This is a genomic window from Pseudomonas sp. PGPR40, from assembly GCF_022014505.1.
Taxonomy (GTDB): Bacteria; Pseudomonadota; Gammaproteobacteria; order Pseudomonadales; family Pseudomonadaceae; genus Aquipseudomonas.
The window spans coordinates 20,614-38,944 of sequence record NZ_JAKLSP010000002.1; the positions used below are offsets into that span (position 1 = coordinate 20,614).

Consider the following 18,331-nt stretch of genomic DNA (forward strand, 5'->3'; position numbering starts at 1 on the left):
GATCATGTCCCGTTTTCTATTATTGCCTCCAATGTTCCTGTCGCTGCTATTCGGTGCTCATGCGCAGGAACCCAGTACAAAAATCTTGGTAGAAACCAACAGCAAACACCACTCATCTGATGCTTTGCCGATTGATAAAGCGTTGCTGGCTCAGCAGTGGGGTTTGCGGGAAGAAGAGCTCGATCGCTTTCGAACCCTGATGCAGGGCCCATTGGGCACCTACTCCCCAAACCTGGATCCTTTGAGCGCGTTAGGAATTGAGGCACGTACGGATATTGAGCGCCAGCGTTATGCACTGCTTCAAGTGGACGCTGAAGCAGCGCGCGTTGAGAAATTATTGTCCTACCAGCGAGCCTATGATCAGGCTTGGAAAGATCGGTACCCGGGGATGGCACTGGTCAACCTTCCTCCCATGAAAGTCCCTTGACGATCAAGGCGCCCGAGAGAAAAGCGGTTTTCGTCCGATACGACTGTCCTGAATGTGAACATCGGGTCAAACAGTTGCAGGCCTCAGGCTCAGCGTTCGATCTCTACGTTGTTGGCAGTCAACCAAACGACAAACGCATCCGCCAATGGGCCCAGAAAGTCGGCATCAAGCCCATCAAAATCCGTGACGGATCCATCACAATCAATCACGACAATGGGCGTTGGGTATCTATCGGCGCTCAAGGCGAGTTGCCGGCGGTGATGCACGAGGTGAATGGCCAATGGCTGCGTCAATAAACCCGCGCAGCACACTGCTGCGCCTTTTAAGTTGTGCCACTCTGCTGGACATTGCTCCCGAGTCTATCGCCCAATCTGTTTTGGTTCCTCCACCGGCCTATGGTGTTGCGGCCAGACAAGCCGGGGTTCCTTCGGCTGTGCTGTTTGCCGTGGCGTTGCAAGAGAGCGGCGTTGCGTTGCGAGGTCGGCGCCTGCCTTGGCCTTGGACACTGAATATTTCAGGAACCGCTCTCTATTTCGAAAAACAGGCTGACGCGTGCAGAGCGTTGCAGCAGGCCTTGAAACACCACCCAGCTACACGGATTGACGCCGGCCTGACCCAAATCAACCTGGGCCATCAGAGGCGGTTCTACCGACACCCGTGTGAACTGCTACATCCTCATAGAAACCTTGCAATTGCAGCACTCATTTTGCGCGAACAATACCGTAACGGTGAAGACTGGCTGGCTGCTGCGGGTCGCTACCACCGACCTGCTGGCGGCCCTTTGGCAGCGCGTTATCGACGCAGTGTCAGCAAGCATCTGAGTCAGTTGGTTTGGACAGGGAGCTACCGGCCATGAAAATACGTTATGCATGGGTATGTGCTTTTTGGGCAATGAGCTGCAACTGGTGCGTTGCTGAAGTGATGACACCCAAGCACGCGGAAGCACGCTACAGTGAAGACGACATGTTGCCGGTCCGTTCGAAGGCTTTGTCACCTGGCACTGTTCAACGCCGCGTATTGGACGCCGCGGGGTTACCAGCGTTTTTCCTGATCGGCGAGGACGCATCCTCACGGACGTGGTTGAAGCAGCGACTACCGCTGCTGAGGAAATTGAAAGCTGTAGGGCTAGTGGTCAACATCGAGTCCAAGGCGGCACTTTTGGACCTTCGTCAGGCCGCCCCGGGACTGACGCTCTCCCCAGTATCAGCAGATGACCTGGCCCAGCGCTTGAATCTTCGGCACTATCCTGTGCTGATCACAGCCAGCAGCATTGAGCAGTAGGGATGACGCAGTCCCATGCCGTTGAAACGCTACTGCGACCGGCCGTTGAACTGTACAGCGTTGCCGTGTGCGGTTCAGCGGCTGCTTTATGCCTCGCAGCCCCTTGGTCACTGGCGCTCACCCCATCCATTGGGACGGGCGCCGCGCTCGCTTGCACCGCCCTTGGTGCGGTTCGCCTGAAACAGGCTTGCACTGTCTTGCGCTATCGCCGGCAAATGAGGCGCCTGCCGCGCTATGTGATGACCAGCCGTGAGATCCCTGTCAGTCATCAACGCTTGTTTGTCGGCAAGGGTTTTCGTTGGGATCAACGTCACACCCATAGGCTGATGCAGACCTACCGACCTGAGTTCCGAAAGTACGTTGAGCCCTCTGTGCTGTACCAGTTGGCGCGTCGGTTAGAAGCACGGCTGGAGTTCGCACCTCACCCCCTGAGCCAACTGCTTCGGCTCACTGGCATGGATCACCCGCTGAACCCTGTCAGACCATTACCGCCAGTGGGTGGATTGCCCAGGCTCCATGCTGTTGAGTCCCAAGAGGTCGATGTCACCCTGCCCTTGGGTGAACGCGTTGGCCATACCCTGGTGCTGGGCACGACACGTGTCGGCAAGACCCGACTGGCCGAACTATTTATTACCCAGGACATTCGCCGTGGCGAGGTCTGCGTCGTTTTTGACCCCAAGGGCGATGCCGAGCTACTCAAACGCATGTACGTCGAAGCCAAGCGTGCGGGCCGTGACGGTGAGTTCTATGTATTTCACCTAGGGCAACCTTCGATCTCGGCCCGCTACAACGCGATCGGCCGGTTCGGGCGAATCACCGAAGTGGCCTCCCGAATTGCCGGACAACTGTCAGGCGAAGGCAACTCTGCAGCGTTCAGGGAATTTGCCTGGCGCTTTGTCAACATCATTGCCCGGGCATTGGTAGAACTGGGGCAGCGACCGGATTACCTACTGATCCAGCGTCACGTCATCAACATTGATGCCCTATTTATCGAATATGCCGCGTATTTTTTCGCCGAACATGAGCCCAAGGCTTGGGATGTCATCGTGCAGATCGAGGCCAAACTCAACGAGAAAAATATTCCACGGAACATGATGGGGCGCGAGAAACGCGTTGTGGCGATCGAGCAATACCTGTCCCAGGCGCGGCTGTATGATCCTGTTCTCGATGGACTGCGCTCAGCCGTGCGCTATGACCGTACCTACTTCGACAAGATCGTAGCCTCGCTCCTGCCGCTGTTGGAAAAACTTACCACCGGCGACATTGCGCAACTGTTGGCACCGGACTACATGGATCTGGAGGATCCGCGGCCGATCTTTGACTGGATGCAGGTCATCCGTAAACGGGCTGTGGTTTACGTCGGCCTCGATGCGCTGTCCGATTCTGAAGTCGCGTCTGCCGTCGGCAATTCGATGTTCTCGGATCTGGTGTCTGTTGCAGGCCACATCTACAAGTTTGGAGTTGATGATGGACTACCCGGGGCCTCTGCGGACAAGAAAATCCCCATCAATGTCCATGCCGATGAATTCAACGAACTGATGGGCGACGAGTTCATCCCGATGATCAACAAAGGTGGCGGCGCTGGCATCCAGGTGACAGCCTACACTCAGACCCTGAGCGACATCGAGGCGCGGATCGGCAATCGTGCCAAGGCTGGCCAAGTCATCGGCAACTTCAACAACCTGTTCATGCTACGAGTACGTGAAACCGCAACAGCTGAACTGCTTACCAAGCAATTACCCAAGGTCGAGGTCTACACGACGTCGGTGATGAGCGCAGCCACTGACAGCTCAGACCCGCAGGGCAACACCGCTTTCACCTCCAACACTCAAGATCGGGTCACCACGACCAGCGTTCCGATGATTGAACCAGCGCACGTAGTGGCCCTGCCCAAAGGACAGGCCTTTGGGCTGATCGAGGGAGGTCAGCTTTGGAAAATCCGTATGCCCTTGCCTGCGCCGGATCCTGATGAAGTCATGCCCAAGGATTTGCAAACGATGGCCGGGTACATGCGCAAACGCTATGTCCCGGCGAATGACTGGTGGAGTCCGACAGTGAATCAAGATCAAGATGCGCCACTGCCCGCGGATCTTCTCGAAGAAATCACACAGCATGAACCGAGAGATGAATGAGTGATTCAGCGGCCACGGCTCAACGTCAGCAGCAGCGACAACAAGGACTATTGATTGGCCTGCTGACGCTGCCCTTTCGGTTTGTGGGCCTGCTATTTGGATCGCTGATGCTGAGCATTGTGATTGAGTGTGCAGGTATGTACTTCTTCTGGCCCGAGGAAGGCTGGCGGCATTCACAACAAATGTTCGAGTTTGAACTGGCCCAGCTGTCCAAGGACTTCAGCCGAAGCGCGCTGGTGCAGGAACCCGGTCGTACCACCCAAGCACTCGTCCAGATGGCGCATGACGGGGTGTTGGTCAAAACCGGTATCGCCAAGTGGGTGCAGAACACATCGCAGAATGCTCGTGCAGCTCAAAATGACAGTGCGCGAACCGCCCGATATTACGTCGGGACGCTCTATACACATTTGGAGAACGGCCTGATCGCTGCGGCTTACACCGTGCTGGTGTTCTTTGTTCGACTGCTGGTGCTGTTTCTGACGCTGCCACTGTTCGTGATAGCAGCCTTCATCGGACTGGTGGACGGACTAGTGCGCAGGGACATTCGTCGTTTTGGTGCAGGCCGTGAGTCGGGCTACATCTACCATCGAGCCAAAGCTTGCGTGATGCCATTGATCACATGGCCTTGGGTTTTATATTTGGCATTACCGATGAGCGTGAATGCTGTTCTGATCCTGCTCCCCAGTGCGATTTTTTTGGGACTAGCCCTTGCGATCACAGCAGGTAGCTTTAAGAAATATCTATAGCCATCGGTAACGATCGTCCCATCTTCAAATCATCTTGCACTCATCAATGATGGCGCATTGTCGTACCTTCTAGCCCCCTGAGCAATTTCGCAATACGGGATCTACCAAAATCCGATTGATTGCAGTGTGGAATTTCACCCGCTTGCAGTATTGGGCCGTCTGATTGGACAGAACGAGCTCAACCATGATCAACAGCCAATACCCAAGAACCTTACAGACTGCTTTATTGCTCTTCGCTCTTCTGGGTGAAACCACAGCGGCAGCTAACGAGGTATCTGACGAACACATCCGGTTAGCAACGCTGCTGCGTGAGCTGAACGCAATTGATCGTCTTGCCATCCCAGGCGATATCCTGAGTGATCAAGGATCACGCTATCGCTTCAACTATGCCCGCTTGCGCGCCGACATCCACCGCGTTAGCACCGGAATCCAACACTATCTGGCCCCCCAACGCGCAACGCCTCGCGACTCAATTCCCCTGCATGGTAGCTACCTCGATGAAACGGGGCCTACCCGATGACTGCCGCACAGATTGCAGCTTTCCAGGCAAACGGTGGTTTTACCCCTTCGATCACAGCTTCCGCGCTGACCTGCGCTGTCTTTGCCACGATGTTGCTCTGGGGCACCTGGGCAATACGCACGGCTTATTCGGGCTGGGCTGAGCAACGCCTGAACCAACGACAGTTCCTGGGCGTGGTGATCCGCTTCACCGCGATGTACCTGGTACTGACATTTGTCCTCCTTTCATGAGCCAATGGAATTCCCTCCCATGAACTGGTATTCCCCGCACTTCAAACGACCCGCCATAGCCATTGCGACCTACGGTACAACGCTCCCCTCCCTCGCCTTGGCCAAAGGCAAGTTGCCAACCATGGAGGACCCTTCCCGCGGTGCCGGCAAAGGCATCATGGAGACGATGCAAAACTATGGATACGACATCGTCATGCTGGTGGCCTTGCTGGTAGTTGCCTCCATGTTTATTGGCGTCTGTTACCACGCTTACACCCGATACTCGGAAATTCATACGGGGCGTTCTACTTGGGGGCAGTTCGGTCTGAGCATTGCTGTAGGCGCTGTCATGTTGGTGGTCGGTATTTGGTTGCTGACCAAAGCCACCGGAATTCTGTGAGGACGACATCATGGAATCCATTTATCAGAGTACGCCTGAGGGCACCGTCACCTTCCTTCCCCATCGCCTGAACCGACAGCCCATCGTCGTTCGAGGACTGACCGCTGATGAACTCTGGATATGTACCGGATTGTCAGCAAGCGCAGGACTCGTACTGGGGATTCCTGCGGCTTGGCTGGCAAACAGTATCGCAGTGATACCCACCTCCATCGTGCTGTCGATTGCCGCAGGTCTGTTCATTGGTGGCGGCTTGTTACGTCGAAAAAAACGTGGTCGCCCTGGGACGTGGCTGTATCGACAGATCCAATGGTGGTTGGCCAATCACTACCCTCGATTGGCCTCTCAGTTGGGCATGCATGAACTGATCACCCACTCCGGGCACTGGTCGACACGGCGAGGTGGCGCATGAGCCGGTTCAAAAACGAGGTTCTGCACCTGCAATCCCACGTGAAGACGCTGCGACTAGTCTCCGCAGCCTTATTCATCATAGTTCTGGGGCTGGGTGCGGGCTGGTGGAGTGCACCACGTGATCTGACAATCCATGTGCCACCCGATTTGCGATCCGGCAGTACTCGCAAGTGGTGGGAAGTACCACCTGAGTCCGTTTACGCATTCACCTTCTACATATTCCAGCAACTCAACCGCTGGCCCACCGATGGCGAGGAAGACTACAGCCGAAACCTGCAATCACTGAAGGCGTATCTCACTCCAGAATGTCGCTCATTTTTCCAACATGACTACGACCAACGGCGTCGATCAGGCGAGCTGCGAAAACGAGTGCGGGGGTTATACGAAATCCCCGGCCGCGGTTATGGGGATGATCCAGAAACGCGGGTGAAAGTGGTTTCGGATCGAGATTGGATTGTCACCCTGGACGTCAATGCAGACGAATACTACGGTGCCGAACAGATCAAACGCGCACTCGTTCGCTACCCCATCAAGGTGGTACGTCTGGACATCGACCCAGAACTCAATCCATTCGGCCTCGCACTTGACTGCTACGACGGTGCCCCCCAACGCATCGTAATGCCGGCAAGCTCCTCACCTGCCTCTCGGAATCAGGATCGTCCATTGGGAGATGCCTCATGAAGCCGTTGCAGATTTCTGTTTTCCTAGGACTCGCCCTCAACCTCAGTAGTGCAACAAGCCAAGCCGTGGAAGTCATGCGCTGGGAACGTCTGCCATTGGCTGTTCCCTTGCTGGTTGGCCAGGAGCGCGTGGTGTTTGTCGAACGTAATGTACGTATCGGGGTACCAGCCTCGCTGGGTGACAGGTTGCGTGTGCAAAGTGCAGCGGGGACGGTTTACCTACGAGCCAATGAACCGATTGAACCTACGCGCCTGCAACTACAAGACGCCGTCACTGGCGAGCTGATTCTGCTGGACATCGTCGCCGAACCTGCCCACAACGGACAGCAGCAGTTAGAACCCATCAGAATCGTTGAACAACCCACTGGGCAACAGCACAAGGTGGCAGATAGTTCAACATCTGCTGGGCAGTCCAAAGAGCAGTCGCAACGAACACCCGTGCCGGTGGTTCTGACACGCTACGCCGCTCAAAATCTGTACGCGCCGCTGCGCACGGTCGAACCTTTGCCAGGTGTTCGACGGGTCAGCCTACCACCCGACTTTTCGCTCGACCTGCTGCTTCCGAGCCTGCCGATTGCCGCCAGGGCTCTTGCAGCGTGGCGCCTTGATGATCATTGGGTGACAGCCATCCAATTGACCAATCAAACCGTTGCGACTGTCGATCTGGATCCTCGTTTGTTACTGGGGGATTTTACGACAGCCACCTTCCAACATCACCATTTGGGCCCCAAGGGCACGTCGCTAGATACCACAGTGCTTTACCTGACAACCCGAGGACGCGGTCTTGCGCAGTCTTTGCTGCCGACCATCAGTCCTGTCGACGCAGCCCTCAACCTGCCCCGTGCCGAACCGGAGACAACCGTGGAGCAAAACCATGAAAAGTAATGGGTTGCTCAAATGGTTGATGATCCCGATGGTGCTACTGCTGTTGCTGGTTTTGGTGAAACTGCTGCCCAACAACAGCGTCTCGCCATCCGGTCCAGTCGACAATGAAAACCAACTCACTGTCGAAGAGATGAAAGCGCTTGGCCTTGAGGGCGATACGCCGAGCGACACCGTTGCCACTTTGGTGGCGCAGGTTAGGCAATTGCGTGGCGAACTGAAGAAGTCACTCAACGAAACCGATCAGCGTGGTGCAGGATCGGAACAGCTGCGCCAGTTTGAAGACGCGCTCGAACAACGTATTCAGCACGCCTTGGAGAAAGAACGTCAGCGCCTGCAGGAAGAGCGTGTCGCTTCTAGCCGCGACGACCTAAATGCCCAAAGTCTGTTGCAGGATCTTCAACGGCAATTGGATAGCCTGAATCAAAAGGACAATAGCCTGGATCTGCCAGTGGGCTTGGGCCTACAGGAAGGTGATAGCCAAGGTTTCCATGGCGGTATGCGCTGGATTGAACCAGATGATGCAAAACCTAAAGACACTACCGGATCGTCTGCCGAACAGGAGCTTACCTTTCCGGCACGTTTTGGCCCTGCGCAAAAAACACTGGGCGATGTTGCAGAATCCATGGCAACCACCGCCTCCCGGGACTTGGGCGTCTCAGCGGTAAAACCGACTTACACCATACCGCCAAATGCAACGCTGATGGGGTCAGTGGCCATGACAGCGCTCATCGGCCGAGTGCCCATCGATGGCACCGTCAATGATCCTTATCCATTCAAAATCCTGATCGGGGCCGACAACCTGACGGCCAATGGCATTGATCTGCCTGAGGTTGCTGGCGCGGTGATCAGTGGCACTGCATCAGGGGACTGGACACTGTCTTGCGTCAGGGGGCAGATCCGCTCCGTTACCTTTGTCTTTCAGGACGGCACCATCCGAACCTTGCCGGGAGACAGTGGCAACGAATCCCGCGGCGACTCCCAAAACTCATCGAACAGCGGTGCCACTCAAGAAGGCCTGGGCTGGATCAGCGATCGGCACGGCATTCCCTGCGTCGCCGGCAAACGCCGAAGCAATGCGCAGCAGTACCTCGGCTCCCAGGCATTAATCACTGCCGCAGGCGTCGGCGCGGCCTCTTTGATCAAGTCCGACGGTAGCACCGTCTATGCCGGCAACAACGGAAGTTCATTGGGCACTGTCGGCATCTCTGGAAGTGAAGCCATGAACCGATTACTCGCCAGTGGCGTGCAAGACATCTCGCAATGGGTTAACAAACTCTATGGTCAAGCCTTTGCCGCCGTCTACGTCGAGCCCGGTGCCCAAGTTGCTGTGCATATCGAACAACCCCTCACCCTCGACTACGACGCCAAGGGGCGCAAGGTCGATCACACCCTTGGAGGTCGCCATGTCACTACGGATCTGGATTGAAACGATAACGGTCGCGCTGATCGCGGCCGCAATGACTGGCTGTGCGACGAACACCGAAGAACTGCTCAGCCATGACGGCAGCACAATGATGGATGTCTGGAACCAACAAACTAGCGGCACACAGAATGGACAAGCCGCTCTACAACTGCTCGACGCACGGCAAGCACTGAGACGACCTCTGACGGAATCGCTGGTCCCATCGTCGAAGACGCCTTACACCCGCACCGCTCAAAACGAAATTCAGCGCCAATTTCATCGCCTGCCTAACCCGGATTTGGTGATGTACGTCTTTCCTCATCGGGCTGGGTCAGAAGCGGTACCCGTGCCTGGCTACAGCACCGTCTTTTCGCTGCATCAGCGTGTGCAATACGCCATGCCGGGCGAACGTCTGGAGGACTATTAATGGCTTGGTTTTCTCAGTGGAAATGTAAGCAACACTCACAGGAACCCGCAGAACAGGACGCCTGGGATCGATACATCGCCAGACTTGCCAAAAATGGTATCCCCGAGCCTTGTATGCAACACAGCAAACCGGCGACCGAAGCCGACGACCATGCGTTCTATGACATCGCATCGTCCTTTGTGGATCGCCTGCCGTGGGTCGAATACATACCACTGTCTCAGTGCATGCTGCTGGAAGACGGTGTGTCTGTCGCAGCCTTCTTCGAGCTGACACCACTGGGAACAGAGGGTCGAGAAAGTGCTTGGTTGCTACAAGCCCGCGACACCTTGGAGAACGTTTTGCAGGACAGCTTCGACGAACTCGACGACAACCCATGGGTAGTGCAGCTCTACGCCCAGGATGAAATCAACTGGGATGCTTACTTGCATACGCTGGGTCAGTACCTCCAGCCGCGTGCTCGTGGCAGCGCCTTCAGCGAATTCTATCTGCGATTCTTTGCTCACCACCTCAATGCCATTGCCAAGCCCGGCGGACTTTTCGAAGACACTACCCTCACCCGCTTGCCCTGGCGAGGACAGAACCGACGTGTGCGCATGGTGGTGTACAGACGTGCCCTTAACTCTGCTTCGTCAAGACGAGGCCAGTCCGCAGAACAGGCCTTGGGGATTGTATGCGAGAGACTGACCGCGGGATTGACCAGTGCCGGTATCAAGACTCAACGACTTGGTGCAGGTGACATCCATGACTGGTTACTGCGCTGGTTCAACCCACACCCGACGCTATTCGGTTCCACAGCCGCTGATCGAGAGCGGTTCTACCGATTGACTGCTTACCCCGAAGAGACTGAAGCAGGCGAAATTGAACTGGCCAGCGGCACCGACTTTTCCCAACGTTTGTTCTTCAGCCAACCGCGCTCTGATGCAGCTCAAGGTGCTTGGTACTTCGACGGCATGCCCCACCGGGTCATGCTGATGGATCGGCTACGCAACGTTCCTCACACCGGCCACCTGACCGGCGAAACACGCAAAGGGGACGCGATCAACACCTACTTTGACCAGATGCCCGAAGACACCATGATGTGTCTGACGCTGGTTGCCACGCCTCAGGACGTTCTGGAGGCCCACCTCAACCATCTGAGTAAAAAGTCTGTTGGCGAAACCCTGGCCTCAGAGCAAACACGCCAGGATGTCCATCAAGCCCGATCAATTATTGGCAGCTCCCATAAGCTCTACCGTGGATCACTGGCTTTCTACCTGCGCGGTAAAAACATCGCGGAACTAGACGCACGCGGCATGCAATTGGCCAACGTGATGCTCAACGCAGGCTTGCAACCGGTACGTGAAGAGGATGAAGTTGCACCGCTCAATAGCTACCTGCGCTGGTTGCCTTGTGTCTTTGATCCTGCCAAGGACAAACGTCAGTGGTACAGCCAACTCATGTTCGCGCAACACGCAGCCAATCTGGCCCCGGTCTGGGGGCGCTGTCGGGGCACGGGACACCCGGGCATCACTTTCTTCAACCGAGGGGGTGGCACTCTCTCCTTCGATCCACTGAACCGACTCGATCGGCAGATGAATGCACACCTATTTTTGTTCGGCCCGACAGGCTCCGGAAAATCCGCAACTCTCAACAACATCCTGAACCAGATCACTGCCATCTACCGGCCGCGATTGATCATCGTCGAGGCCGGTAACTCCTTCGGCCTGTTTGCCGAGTTTGCCAAACGCCTGGGCCTGACTGTGCACCACGTCAAGCTGTCGCCGGGCGCCGGCGTTAGCCTGGCTCCCTTCGCAGATGCTCGCCGTTTGGTGGAAACACCCGATGAGATCGAGACCTTGGATGCCGATCGGCTCGACGAGTCCGCTGCGCAGGTCGAGGGCGATGAACAGCGTGATGTCCTGGGCGAACTGGAGATCACCGCGCGCCTGATGATCACCGGTGGCGAAGACAAAGAAGAAGCACGCCTTACCCGAGCGGATCGCAGTCTGATTCGTCAGAGCATTCTGGATGCGGCACAGCGCTGTGCCAGTGAACATCGAACGGTCCTGACACAGGATATTCGTGATGCGCTGCGTGAACGAGGTACGGACAACGGCCTACCGGAAAGTCGCCGTACGCGCCTTCTGGAAATGGCCGAGGCGATGGATCTGTTCTGCCAGGGATTGGATGGAGAGTTGTTCAATCGTCCGGGTACTCCGTGGCCGGAAGCCGACATCACCATTGTCGATCTGGCCACCTTTGCTCGTGAAGGCTACAACGCTCAACTCTCGATCGCTTACTTGTCACTGCTCAACACCGTTAACAATATCGCTGAACGTGACCAGTTTCTGGGACGTCCGATCATCAACGTCACCGATGAAGGACACATCATCACCAAGAACCCACTGCTCGCTCCCTATGTGGTCAAGATCACCAAGATGTGGCGAAAATTAGGAGCCTGGTTCTGGCTGGCCACCCAAAACCTCGATGATCTGCCCAAAGCCGCCGAACCGATGTTGAACATGATCGAGTGGTGGATCTGCCTGAGCATGCCGCCGGACGAAGTGGAGAAAATCGCAAGATTTCGGGAGCTCAGTCCTGCTCAGAAGGCCCTGATGATGTCGGCGCGTAAGGAATCTGGGAAGTACTGCGAGGGGGTCGTGCTTTCAAAATCGATGGAAGCGCTGTTTCGCGCTGTACCTCCAAGTCTTTACCTCGCCATGGCGATGACCGAGCCGGAGGAAAAAGCAGCGCGATTCAAGCTCATGCAGGAACTGAGCATCAGTGAGCTGGATGCAGCAATTCGTATGGCAGAAGACATAGACCGAGCTAGAGGAATAGAACCGTTGCGGTTTGAGAACAATGATTAGCCGCGTTGTGACACACCATTTGGGTGCATGAGGAGCTCATGCACTCAAATTGAATCGACTGGCGCAGCTACGATTGTTTATCTGAACACGCGAGAGTCATACAGAAGTCAGAAGGCACGATCAGCCGTAAATGGGTGTTTGACTCGGTACCGAAATCCATGAGGCGGCCATCAACTGTTCCTCCAAATGATGCTAACAGTTTGCTGAGCGGTACTACCCGTTGAGCAATGGTTGAAGTCTATTACAGACGAGGCCAAAGGTTGATCCAACAAAGTGGGGATATCGCGTTACCGTTTGAATATCGACTCCGGCATGCGTGTGCTCGACAATCAGCCGCATAGCAATTTGTTGCTTGCTGATCCCGTCAGCGACATGCCCAGGTAGTCCAGATCTTGAAGACTACGGCGCAGCCTAGCTGCGATGATCAATGCCACATTCGCTTAGCATCTATTCAGCGGATGGCCATCGTTCACTCGATGGTGGATGCACTTTTCTTCTGACGCTGCTCGAGCCAACCAGCATCACCACTCCTTGGGGTTTCTTCCCTCGGGATGGGAACCTCCGTTTTTCTTCACTGGAGATTCCCATGACAATAGTTTTCCCAACGAATACGTCCCCAACCAAAGAGAACAGCCCCAAACATCACGATGATCTGCTGATCATGCAGGCCATCTCGGTTCTGGAGCAACGCATGTTCAAACGTGGACCTTACCTCGAAAGACCGCAAGATGTTCTTCAATACTTACGACTCCAACTCGCCGGTGAAACCCTAGAAGTATTTTCTGCAATATTCCTAGATTCTCGTCATCGGGTCGTGGCCTACGAACCGCTGTTCTACGGCACAATCGATTCGGTGAAAGTCTATCCGAGACGGATCCTTCAACGCGCTCTGGAGTATCACTGTGCAGCGATCATCATCGCCCACAATCATCCTTCTGGAGATTCAAATCCGAGTCAATGCGACAAAGAAATCACGACGGTGCTGAAAGATTTGCTGTCAAAGATAGACGTGCGTCTTTTGGACCACTTCATCATCGGAGAAGGTGAGCCCTACTCTTTCGCAGAAGCCGGTTTTATCTGAACAGTGCCTTAAGCTATCAGGTACCACTCGACTCCAAAGCGCCCTCCCAGGCGCTTTTTTTCTGTACAGGAGAATCCCAATCAATAGGGAGCCGCGTCGTATCTGTTTTTGACGGGAAGACGCCCCCTTCTACTGGTTCACTGCGCACATCGCCTCGCGCAGGATTAAACCAATGAACCACCGTCATTCAAAGGCTATCTGTCTCATTACCATTGCCACAGCGATGGGAATGCCGTTGTCGGCATCGGCCCTCAATACAGCTACGATCACATCCTCCAGCCTATCCCCCGACTGCCTCGCTCATCGCGTGGTCGGCATCTGTTACTGGCTTTACTGCACCAATTTTGGTTGCAAAGTCAAAACCTCCCCGAAGGTGCATCACTATGTACCTGATGCAGTAGTGTCGAGCTACAGCAATACCGGAGAAAATCCCTGGTCTGAAGTCCGCGCCATGAGTTCGACCAATACTACCGCTCGCGGTGGAGGCGATGGTAGCGCTGGCATCAGCCACGAAAATGACCTCGCTAAATTCAAAAACGCCGATGTCATCGGCCATCCCGGTGGCGCGGCATTCAGCCAATTCGCTGGCCAGTCCGGTTATGCCTGCCCAGGTACCGGCAAGATCTTCATGCCGTATTTTCTAAGCACACTAGACAGCATCGCTTGGCGCCACAACATCCCCGAACGGGTATTCCCCGAAGCACTCACTCCAGGTGTGCGAGAAATTGGCAGTCGCACCAGTGCGAATCTATGGGGAGCGGTATATCCCCGCGGTGGATTCCTTCATGGCGTCGACGACTACAAAAGCGCGGCGGTTGTTGCTCAAAGAGCCGGCGACATCGTCACCCGCCGCGGCCAGATCCATGTTTATCAACCGCTACTGGGCACCAAACAGGATGGGTACTGGCCAGCAGGCCCTCTTAAGGAAAGCAATCCAAGCACTGGGAAATGGCAGGAACTAACTCCCAATCAATCTCAAACCTGCGCCGTATTTCCAAACAACCTTCCCCACGTTCAATCCCCACGAGGCGACTATGCCTGGGCTCTCTGGCGCCCCTATAGCTGCTGCAAACGCAAGGGACAAATCTTCCTTGGGAGTACAGATTTCGCAGGAGCAAACGAATGAAAGCTGCCCACCTGCACGTTTCTACTTTGCGTCGATTCACAAACACCAAACTCCTAATCACCGCTCTGCTTCTCTCGACCACCACCGCACATGCAGCACAAACCCAACTGAACAAGGACGGCATTAATCACAATGGTTCAGTGATCGGTGACGACGTGCTCTACAGCATCGGCGGGGGACGCGCTGTGTCCATGAGTGGTGCTGCCGCCATGGACAGCATTACGGTTGGTGCTGGCTGGGACACCAATCTGATCTGCGGCGACATGAGCCTGAACACTACGCTGCAAAACCAACTGAACGGTGCCACTAGCGGCTTCAAGTCGATCATGGGCAACGTGATCCAGAACGCCACCAGCGCTGTGGCCTCCCTTCCCGCACTGATCATCCAGCGAGCCGACCCCGGCCTGTACAACCTGCTCACCAATGGCATCTTGCAAGCCCGACTCGATTTCGATCGTTCCAAATCTACTTGTCGCGCCGTTGCGGAACGCATGGCGAATGTCGCAGGCGGTCAGCTTGCTTGGGGCGAGTTGGCCGAAGGCATGGCACTCAGTAATACCGTCAAAAACCACGATGCCGTGGCAGCCGTCGAACAGGCTGAGAAGCATCGAGGTAACAACGGCGTGCCCTGGGTTGGCGGCAGATCGGCCGGAGGCAAAAGCCAACCCTCAATCAAAGTGGTTTCTGATGTCACCCGCGCTGGTTTCAATTTGCTAAATGGCCGCGACGTCGGCAACCGTTCCCCCATCCCTAAAGACAGCTGCGGCAACCGCCTGAGCTGCCAGACCTGGTCTACTCCACAAGAGGCCGAGGCTTGGGCAACTCGGGTGCTGGGCGAGCGCGAACACCAGACGTGTGACAACTGCACCAAAACTCAAACCAAACCTGGCGTAGGCCTCACACCAATAATCCAGGAAGAGTACGACGCCAAGCTACAGATCCTTGAAGCGCTCGTGAAAGGCAGCAAGCCAACCTCCGCTGAACACTTGATGGCGGCCAGCAGCCAATCGCTGCCCATTACCCGCGGCGTGATCGAAGCACTGCGCGATGAACCCGATCAGGACTTGCTGGCAAGACGTCTCGCTTCCGAAGTGGCGCTCTCCAGCGTCCTGGAAAAAGCGCTCCTGTTGCAGCGCACCCTAATGACCGGGCGCAAGGAACCCAACGTCGCTGCCAATCAACTGGCTCAGCAAGCCATCAACACCGAAAGCGAAGCCCTGACTCAGGAAATAAACAGCCTAAAAACCGAACTTGAGCTTCGCCGCACGCTGGCAGGTAACTCCCCAATGATGTTGATCCAGCGCCAAAACAACCGCGCAGCTGGCTCTCGTGGTGTTTATCAGGGAGATCCCGTACGCAATCGTCTGGACCTGATCCAGCAAGCAACACCCAAGGATCAGTAACCATGAAACAACCCCAAACCCATCGAATACCCAAAAGTCAGCTCATGCTTTGGGCGGTACTGATCACCCTGATAGTCGTCGTCATTGGCCTGCTGGGCATTGAAGTGGCCAACGATATGAACGGATGGAGCAACTGGCTGAAATCTCAAACTACCGCACTGCTGATCTGGCGCCTGGCCCTGTATGGCGCCACCGCTTATGGCTGGTACCGGATGCATCGGCGTCTGACTTCAGAAGGACTCTCCTCACAGCAACATCAACGTTTGATGTATGCCGAAATCGCAGCCGTGGTGGCCATAGCCCTGCTCGAACTGCACACCATCCGCCCAAACTGACGACCACGGACTATCCCATGACGCTCTATACCAACGATTATCTGGAGTATTACCTGACCCTGGTCGGGTGGATCGTCAACAACGGCATCTGGGAGCTGCTGGTCGCCAGCGGCGTGTTCGCCTTGCCCTTCCTTGCCATCATTGTTCAAGAGTGGCTCAGGGCACGAAGCGAAGGCGCCGATGAGGGCAACAAGGGCGTGCTGTCCTCATTGCGCATCGAGAACCGGGTATGGGCCGCCATAATTGTGATCATGTTTGCGGGCATCCCCTTCTTCGAGGTGAACCTGAATACGATCGAGTTCGACAGCACTCGCTCCACACAATGCCAAGTGAGTGTGGCCACACCGCAAGACACTCGATGGTCCAATACCTTCACCACCCTCAACAACCAAAGCGCCAAGGTGCCGGTGTGGTGGTTCTTCATGCACTCACTCTCCAAAGCCATCACCGGCGGGTCCATTGCGGCAATTCCGTGTGGGACAGATCTGCGGCAGATGCGTATGGACATTGATGCAACACGAATCGACGACCCGATATTGGCTCAGGAAGTGGCTGACTTCAGTCAAGACTGCTATGGCCCCGCACGCGCCCGAATGTTCATGAACCGTCCCAACTTGAGCGACGAACAAATGGACGACATCAACTGGATTGGGTCAAAGCAGTTGCTCAATGTCAGTGGTTACTACGATAGGTATCACTCAAAAACACCTCGCAATCGTTGGCCCTTCAACACCGCACGAGATGCTGGGTTAACTCAGGTTCCCGGTGGCGGTGGTTACCCAACGTGCCGGCAATGGTGGTCAGATGCCGGCGTAGGTTTGCGAACAAGGCTTGTGCAACAGATCGACCCTAGCCTGCTAACCCGCCTCAGCAACTGGGCGCGCTTCCTGAGCAAAACCGAGTCTGATGACGCTGTCATTCGCTCCGTCGTATCCCCTCGTCAACAGACACTGAACCAAGGTCAGGTCTATTCCAGTTACGGTGGTCAGATCGACATGTCAGCATCCAACATCACTGCACGCGCAACCTCCGACCTGGGCCTTACAGCCGGCTCCCTGGGTTTCTTCCCAGCGATGGATGTCGTCCGCCAAGCCTTGCCCATGGTGCTGTCATTCCTGAAGATGGCGCTGACCATTTGCATCCCACTGATCCTGGTCATCGGCACCTACGAACTCAAGGCCTTGGTGACCATCAGCTGCGTGCAATTCGCACTCTTCTTCGTGGACTTCTGGTTTCAACTGGCTCGTTGGATCGACAGCACCATCCTCGAAGCCCTCTACGGCTGGAACTCACCGCACAGCAATTTCAACGTGCTCATGGGCCTGAACAACTCGTTCGGCGACATGCTACTGAACTTCGTGATGGCGGCCATGTTCATTGTGCTACCGGGCTTCTGGATAGCAAGTTTGGCTTGGGTGGGAGTCCGTGCAGGCGGTGTACTGCAAGGACTCAGTGACAGTACAAAACAAGCCGGAGACGCTGGTTCCAAGGGGGTCAGTATCGGCTATCGAATGCTTAAGTAAATCGAGTAATTTTTCAAACTCATCAATCGTCAAACCGGGGATCATCTGGGTCGTTGTAGTTTATGGGATCGTAGAAAACACTTTTTTTATGATCGTCTTGATCACCGACGGTCCACCTCTTTGGTTCTCCAATTGAATTGCCAAGACATTTTGATGGCACATACACGATCGCGATAATCGCAGTGACCAAAACAACCAATGGCACTGTTAGTAACAGGATGCTGATCCGCACCGACCATGCTAAGACGTTGGCAAGACAATCAAGTAATCCTTTACTTTTAAGCCAAAGGATCGCCTCAGATTCTCGGCGTACGTATCTGCGCCATTGCCTTCCAGCCCATTGACCAAATCGCGACGCCTTCGTAGATCTTACCCTCTTCATCTCATACGCTTCCCTGTCTATAAAAGGGGACGACTTGCTCGCCCATTCAACCTCGCGGTCACACAGCAAATTGCCGCAGCCTCAAAAAGGTAAACGGAAAAAAGGGAATGGGCCA

At 55.4% G+C, this 18,331-nt stretch carries 19 protein-coding genes and 1 pseudogene; 19 read left to right on the forward strand and 1 reads right to left on the reverse strand.

The features are described 5' to 3' along the window. Nucleotides 1-4 precede the first annotated feature (4 nt). The 19 genes and pseudogenes from MEB48_RS01955 (at nucleotide 5) to MEB48_RS02045 (ending at nucleotide 17,834) form a co-directional block, all read left to right on the forward strand. A pseudogene (locus tag MEB48_RS01955) lies at nucleotides 5-723 on the forward strand (TIGR03759 family integrating conjugative element protein). Further along, nucleotides 708-1,283 carry a transglycosylase SLT domain-containing protein gene (locus tag MEB48_RS01960; RefSeq protein ID WP_237881370.1) on the forward strand — a complete coding sequence of 192 codons (576 nt, stop codon included), beginning with the start codon at nucleotides 708-710 and terminating at the stop codon, nucleotides 1,281-1,283. The pseudogene MEB48_RS01955 and the gene MEB48_RS01960 overlap by 16 nt, the downstream one beginning before the upstream one ends. After that, on the forward strand, nucleotides 1,280-1,708 hold the full coding sequence (locus MEB48_RS01965) for an integrating conjugative element protein (protein ID WP_442969049.1): 429 nt from the start codon (nucleotides 1,280-1,282) through the stop codon (nucleotides 1,706-1,708). Before MEB48_RS01960 ends, MEB48_RS01965 begins: the two co-directional genes overlap by 4 nt. Before the next feature lie 2 nt (nucleotides 1,709-1,710). Continuing rightward, nucleotides 1,711-3,840 (forward strand): type IV conjugative transfer system coupling protein TraD, encoded by a 2,130-nt coding sequence (gene traD, locus MEB48_RS01970; protein ID WP_237881372.1) that lies wholly within the window; start codon nucleotides 1,711-1,713, stop codon nucleotides 3,838-3,840. Next, nucleotides 3,837-4,586 carry a TIGR03747 family integrating conjugative element membrane protein gene (locus MEB48_RS01975; protein ID WP_237881374.1) on the forward strand — a complete coding sequence of 250 codons (750 nt, stop codon included), beginning with the start codon at nucleotides 3,837-3,839 and terminating at the stop codon, nucleotides 4,584-4,586. The genes traD and MEB48_RS01975 overlap by 4 nt, the downstream gene beginning before the upstream one ends. 184 nt (nucleotides 4,587-4,770) lie before the next feature. Continuing rightward, nucleotides 4,771-5,106 carry an integrative conjugative element protein, RAQPRD family gene (locus MEB48_RS01980; protein ID WP_237881376.1) on the forward strand — a complete coding sequence of 112 codons (336 nt, stop codon included), beginning with the start codon at nucleotides 4,771-4,773 and terminating at the stop codon, nucleotides 5,104-5,106. Further along, entirely contained in the window at nucleotides 5,103-5,336 is a 234-nt protein-coding gene (locus MEB48_RS01985; RefSeq protein ID WP_030132238.1) for a TIGR03758 family integrating conjugative element protein, read from the forward strand. Before MEB48_RS01980 ends, MEB48_RS01985 begins: the two co-directional genes overlap by 4 nt. Nucleotides 5,337-5,355: 19 nt before the next feature. After that, nucleotides 5,356-5,715, forward strand: a complete 360-nt coding sequence (locus MEB48_RS01990; protein ID WP_237881378.1) for a TIGR03745 family integrating conjugative element membrane protein — start codon at nucleotides 5,356-5,358, stop codon at nucleotides 5,713-5,715. 10 nt (nucleotides 5,716-5,725) lie between these two features. Beyond that, nucleotides 5,726-6,124: a TIGR03750 family conjugal transfer protein gene (locus MEB48_RS01995; RefSeq protein ID WP_237881380.1), complete on the forward strand. Its 399-nt coding sequence runs from the start codon at nucleotides 5,726-5,728 to the stop codon at nucleotides 6,122-6,124. Further along, nucleotides 6,121-6,804 (forward strand): PFL_4703 family integrating conjugative element protein, encoded by a 684-nt coding sequence (locus MEB48_RS02000; RefSeq protein WP_237881382.1) that lies wholly within the window; start codon nucleotides 6,121-6,123, stop codon nucleotides 6,802-6,804. The genes MEB48_RS01995 and MEB48_RS02000 overlap by 4 nt, the downstream gene beginning before the upstream one ends. Then, entirely contained in the window at nucleotides 6,801-7,688 is an 888-nt protein-coding gene (locus MEB48_RS02005; RefSeq protein WP_237881384.1) for a TIGR03749 family integrating conjugative element protein, read from the forward strand. Before MEB48_RS02000 ends, MEB48_RS02005 begins: the two co-directional genes overlap by 4 nt. Beyond that, nucleotides 7,678-9,114 (forward strand): TIGR03752 family integrating conjugative element protein, encoded by a 1,437-nt coding sequence (locus MEB48_RS02010; RefSeq protein WP_237881386.1) that lies wholly within the window; start codon nucleotides 7,678-7,680, stop codon nucleotides 9,112-9,114. Before MEB48_RS02005 ends, MEB48_RS02010 begins: the two co-directional genes overlap by 11 nt. Beyond that, nucleotides 9,092-9,517, forward strand: coding sequence for a TIGR03751 family conjugal transfer lipoprotein (locus tag MEB48_RS02015; protein ID WP_237881388.1), 426 nt, complete (start codon nucleotides 9,092-9,094; stop codon nucleotides 9,515-9,517). The genes MEB48_RS02010 and MEB48_RS02015 overlap by 23 nt, the downstream gene beginning before the upstream one ends. Then, nucleotides 9,517-12,366 carry a conjugative transfer ATPase gene (locus MEB48_RS02020; protein ID WP_237881390.1) on the forward strand — a complete coding sequence of 950 codons (2,850 nt, stop codon included), beginning with the start codon at nucleotides 9,517-9,519 and terminating at the stop codon, nucleotides 12,364-12,366. Before MEB48_RS02015 ends, MEB48_RS02020 begins: the two co-directional genes overlap by 1 nt. Nucleotides 12,367-12,952: 586 nt before the next feature. Continuing rightward, entirely contained in the window at nucleotides 12,953-13,447 is a 495-nt protein-coding gene (gene radC, locus MEB48_RS02025; protein WP_237881392.1) for a RadC family protein, read from the forward strand. Nucleotides 13,448-13,670: 223 nt separating this feature from the next. Then, on the forward strand, nucleotides 13,671-14,573 hold the full coding sequence (locus tag MEB48_RS02030; RefSeq protein WP_237881983.1) for a TIGR03756 family integrating conjugative element protein: 903 nt from the start codon (nucleotides 13,671-13,673) through the stop codon (nucleotides 14,571-14,573). Beyond that, nucleotides 14,570-15,976 carry an integrating conjugative element protein gene (locus MEB48_RS02035; RefSeq protein WP_237881394.1) on the forward strand — a complete coding sequence of 469 codons (1,407 nt, stop codon included), beginning with the start codon at nucleotides 14,570-14,572 and terminating at the stop codon, nucleotides 15,974-15,976. Before MEB48_RS02030 ends, MEB48_RS02035 begins: the two co-directional genes overlap by 4 nt. A gap of 2 nt (nucleotides 15,977-15,978) precedes the next feature. Beyond that, nucleotides 15,979-16,311, forward strand: a complete 333-nt coding sequence (locus tag MEB48_RS02040; protein ID WP_237881396.1) for a hypothetical protein — start codon at nucleotides 15,979-15,981, stop codon at nucleotides 16,309-16,311. A gap of 17 nt (nucleotides 16,312-16,328) precedes the next feature. After that, nucleotides 16,329-17,834 carry a conjugal transfer protein TraG N-terminal domain-containing protein gene (locus tag MEB48_RS02045; protein WP_237881399.1) on the forward strand — a complete coding sequence of 502 codons (1,506 nt, stop codon included), beginning with the start codon at nucleotides 16,329-16,331 and terminating at the stop codon, nucleotides 17,832-17,834. A gap of 22 nt (nucleotides 17,835-17,856) precedes the next feature. Here MEB48_RS02045 and MEB48_RS29310 read toward each other — a convergent pair whose 3' ends face one another. Next, the gene (locus MEB48_RS29310; RefSeq protein ID WP_442969050.1) at nucleotides 17,857-18,216 is read right to left on the reverse strand and encodes a DUF3742 family protein; all 360 of its coding nucleotides are present in this window, start codon (nucleotides 18,214-18,216) and stop codon (nucleotides 17,857-17,859) included. Nucleotides 18,217-18,331: the final 115 nt, after the last annotated feature.

Bases quoted from the DNA above. Each gene is read 5' to 3' on its own strand.
- traD (WP_237881372.1), top strand. From the start codon at position 1,711: ATGACGCAGTCCCATGCCGTTGAAACGCTACTGCGACCGGCCGTTGAA.
- MEB48_RS01965 (WP_442969049.1), top strand. From the start codon at position 1,280: ATGAAAATACGTTATGCATGGGTATGTGCTTTTTGGGCAATGAGCTGC.
- MEB48_RS02020 (WP_237881390.1), top strand. From the start codon at position 9,517: ATGGCTTGGTTTTCTCAGTGGAAATGTAAGCAACACTCACAGGAACCC.
- MEB48_RS02045 (WP_237881399.1), top strand. From the start codon at position 16,329: ATGACGCTCTATACCAACGATTATCTGGAGTATTACCTGACCCTGGTC.
- MEB48_RS02005 (WP_237881384.1), top strand. From the start codon at position 6,801: ATGAAGCCGTTGCAGATTTCTGTTTTCCTAGGACTCGCCCTCAACCTC.
- MEB48_RS01985 (WP_030132238.1), top strand. From the start codon at position 5,103: ATGACTGCCGCACAGATTGCAGCTTTCCAGGCAAACGGTGGTTTTACC.
- MEB48_RS02030 (WP_237881983.1), top strand. From the start codon at position 13,671: ATGGGAATGCCGTTGTCGGCATCGGCCCTCAATACAGCTACGATCACA.
- MEB48_RS02015 (WP_237881388.1), top strand. From the start codon at position 9,092: ATGTCACTACGGATCTGGATTGAAACGATAACGGTCGCGCTGATCGCG.
- MEB48_RS01960 (WP_237881370.1), top strand. From the start codon at position 708: ATGGCTGCGTCAATAAACCCGCGCAGCACACTGCTGCGCCTTTTAAGT.
- MEB48_RS01980 (WP_237881376.1), top strand. From the start codon at position 4,771: ATGATCAACAGCCAATACCCAAGAACCTTACAGACTGCTTTATTGCTC.
- MEB48_RS02010 (WP_237881386.1), top strand. From the start codon at position 7,678: ATGAAAAGTAATGGGTTGCTCAAATGGTTGATGATCCCGATGGTGCTA.
- MEB48_RS01990 (WP_237881378.1), top strand. From the start codon at position 5,356: ATGAACTGGTATTCCCCGCACTTCAAACGACCCGCCATAGCCATTGCG.
- radC (WP_237881392.1), top strand. From the start codon at position 12,953: ATGACAATAGTTTTCCCAACGAATACGTCCCCAACCAAAGAGAACAGC.
- MEB48_RS01975 (WP_237881374.1), top strand. From the start codon at position 3,837: ATGAGTGATTCAGCGGCCACGGCTCAACGTCAGCAGCAGCGACAACAA.
- MEB48_RS01995 (WP_237881380.1), top strand. From the start codon at position 5,726: ATGGAATCCATTTATCAGAGTACGCCTGAGGGCACCGTCACCTTCCTT.
- MEB48_RS02040 (WP_237881396.1), top strand. From the start codon at position 15,979: ATGAAACAACCCCAAACCCATCGAATACCCAAAAGTCAGCTCATGCTT.
- MEB48_RS29310 (WP_442969050.1), bottom strand. From the start codon at position 18,216: ATGAAGAGGGTAAGATCTACGAAGGCGTCGCGATTTGGTCAATGGGCT.
- MEB48_RS02000 (WP_237881382.1), top strand. From the start codon at position 6,121: ATGAGCCGGTTCAAAAACGAGGTTCTGCACCTGCAATCCCACGTGAAG.
- MEB48_RS02035 (WP_237881394.1), top strand. From the start codon at position 14,570: ATGAAAGCTGCCCACCTGCACGTTTCTACTTTGCGTCGATTCACAAAC.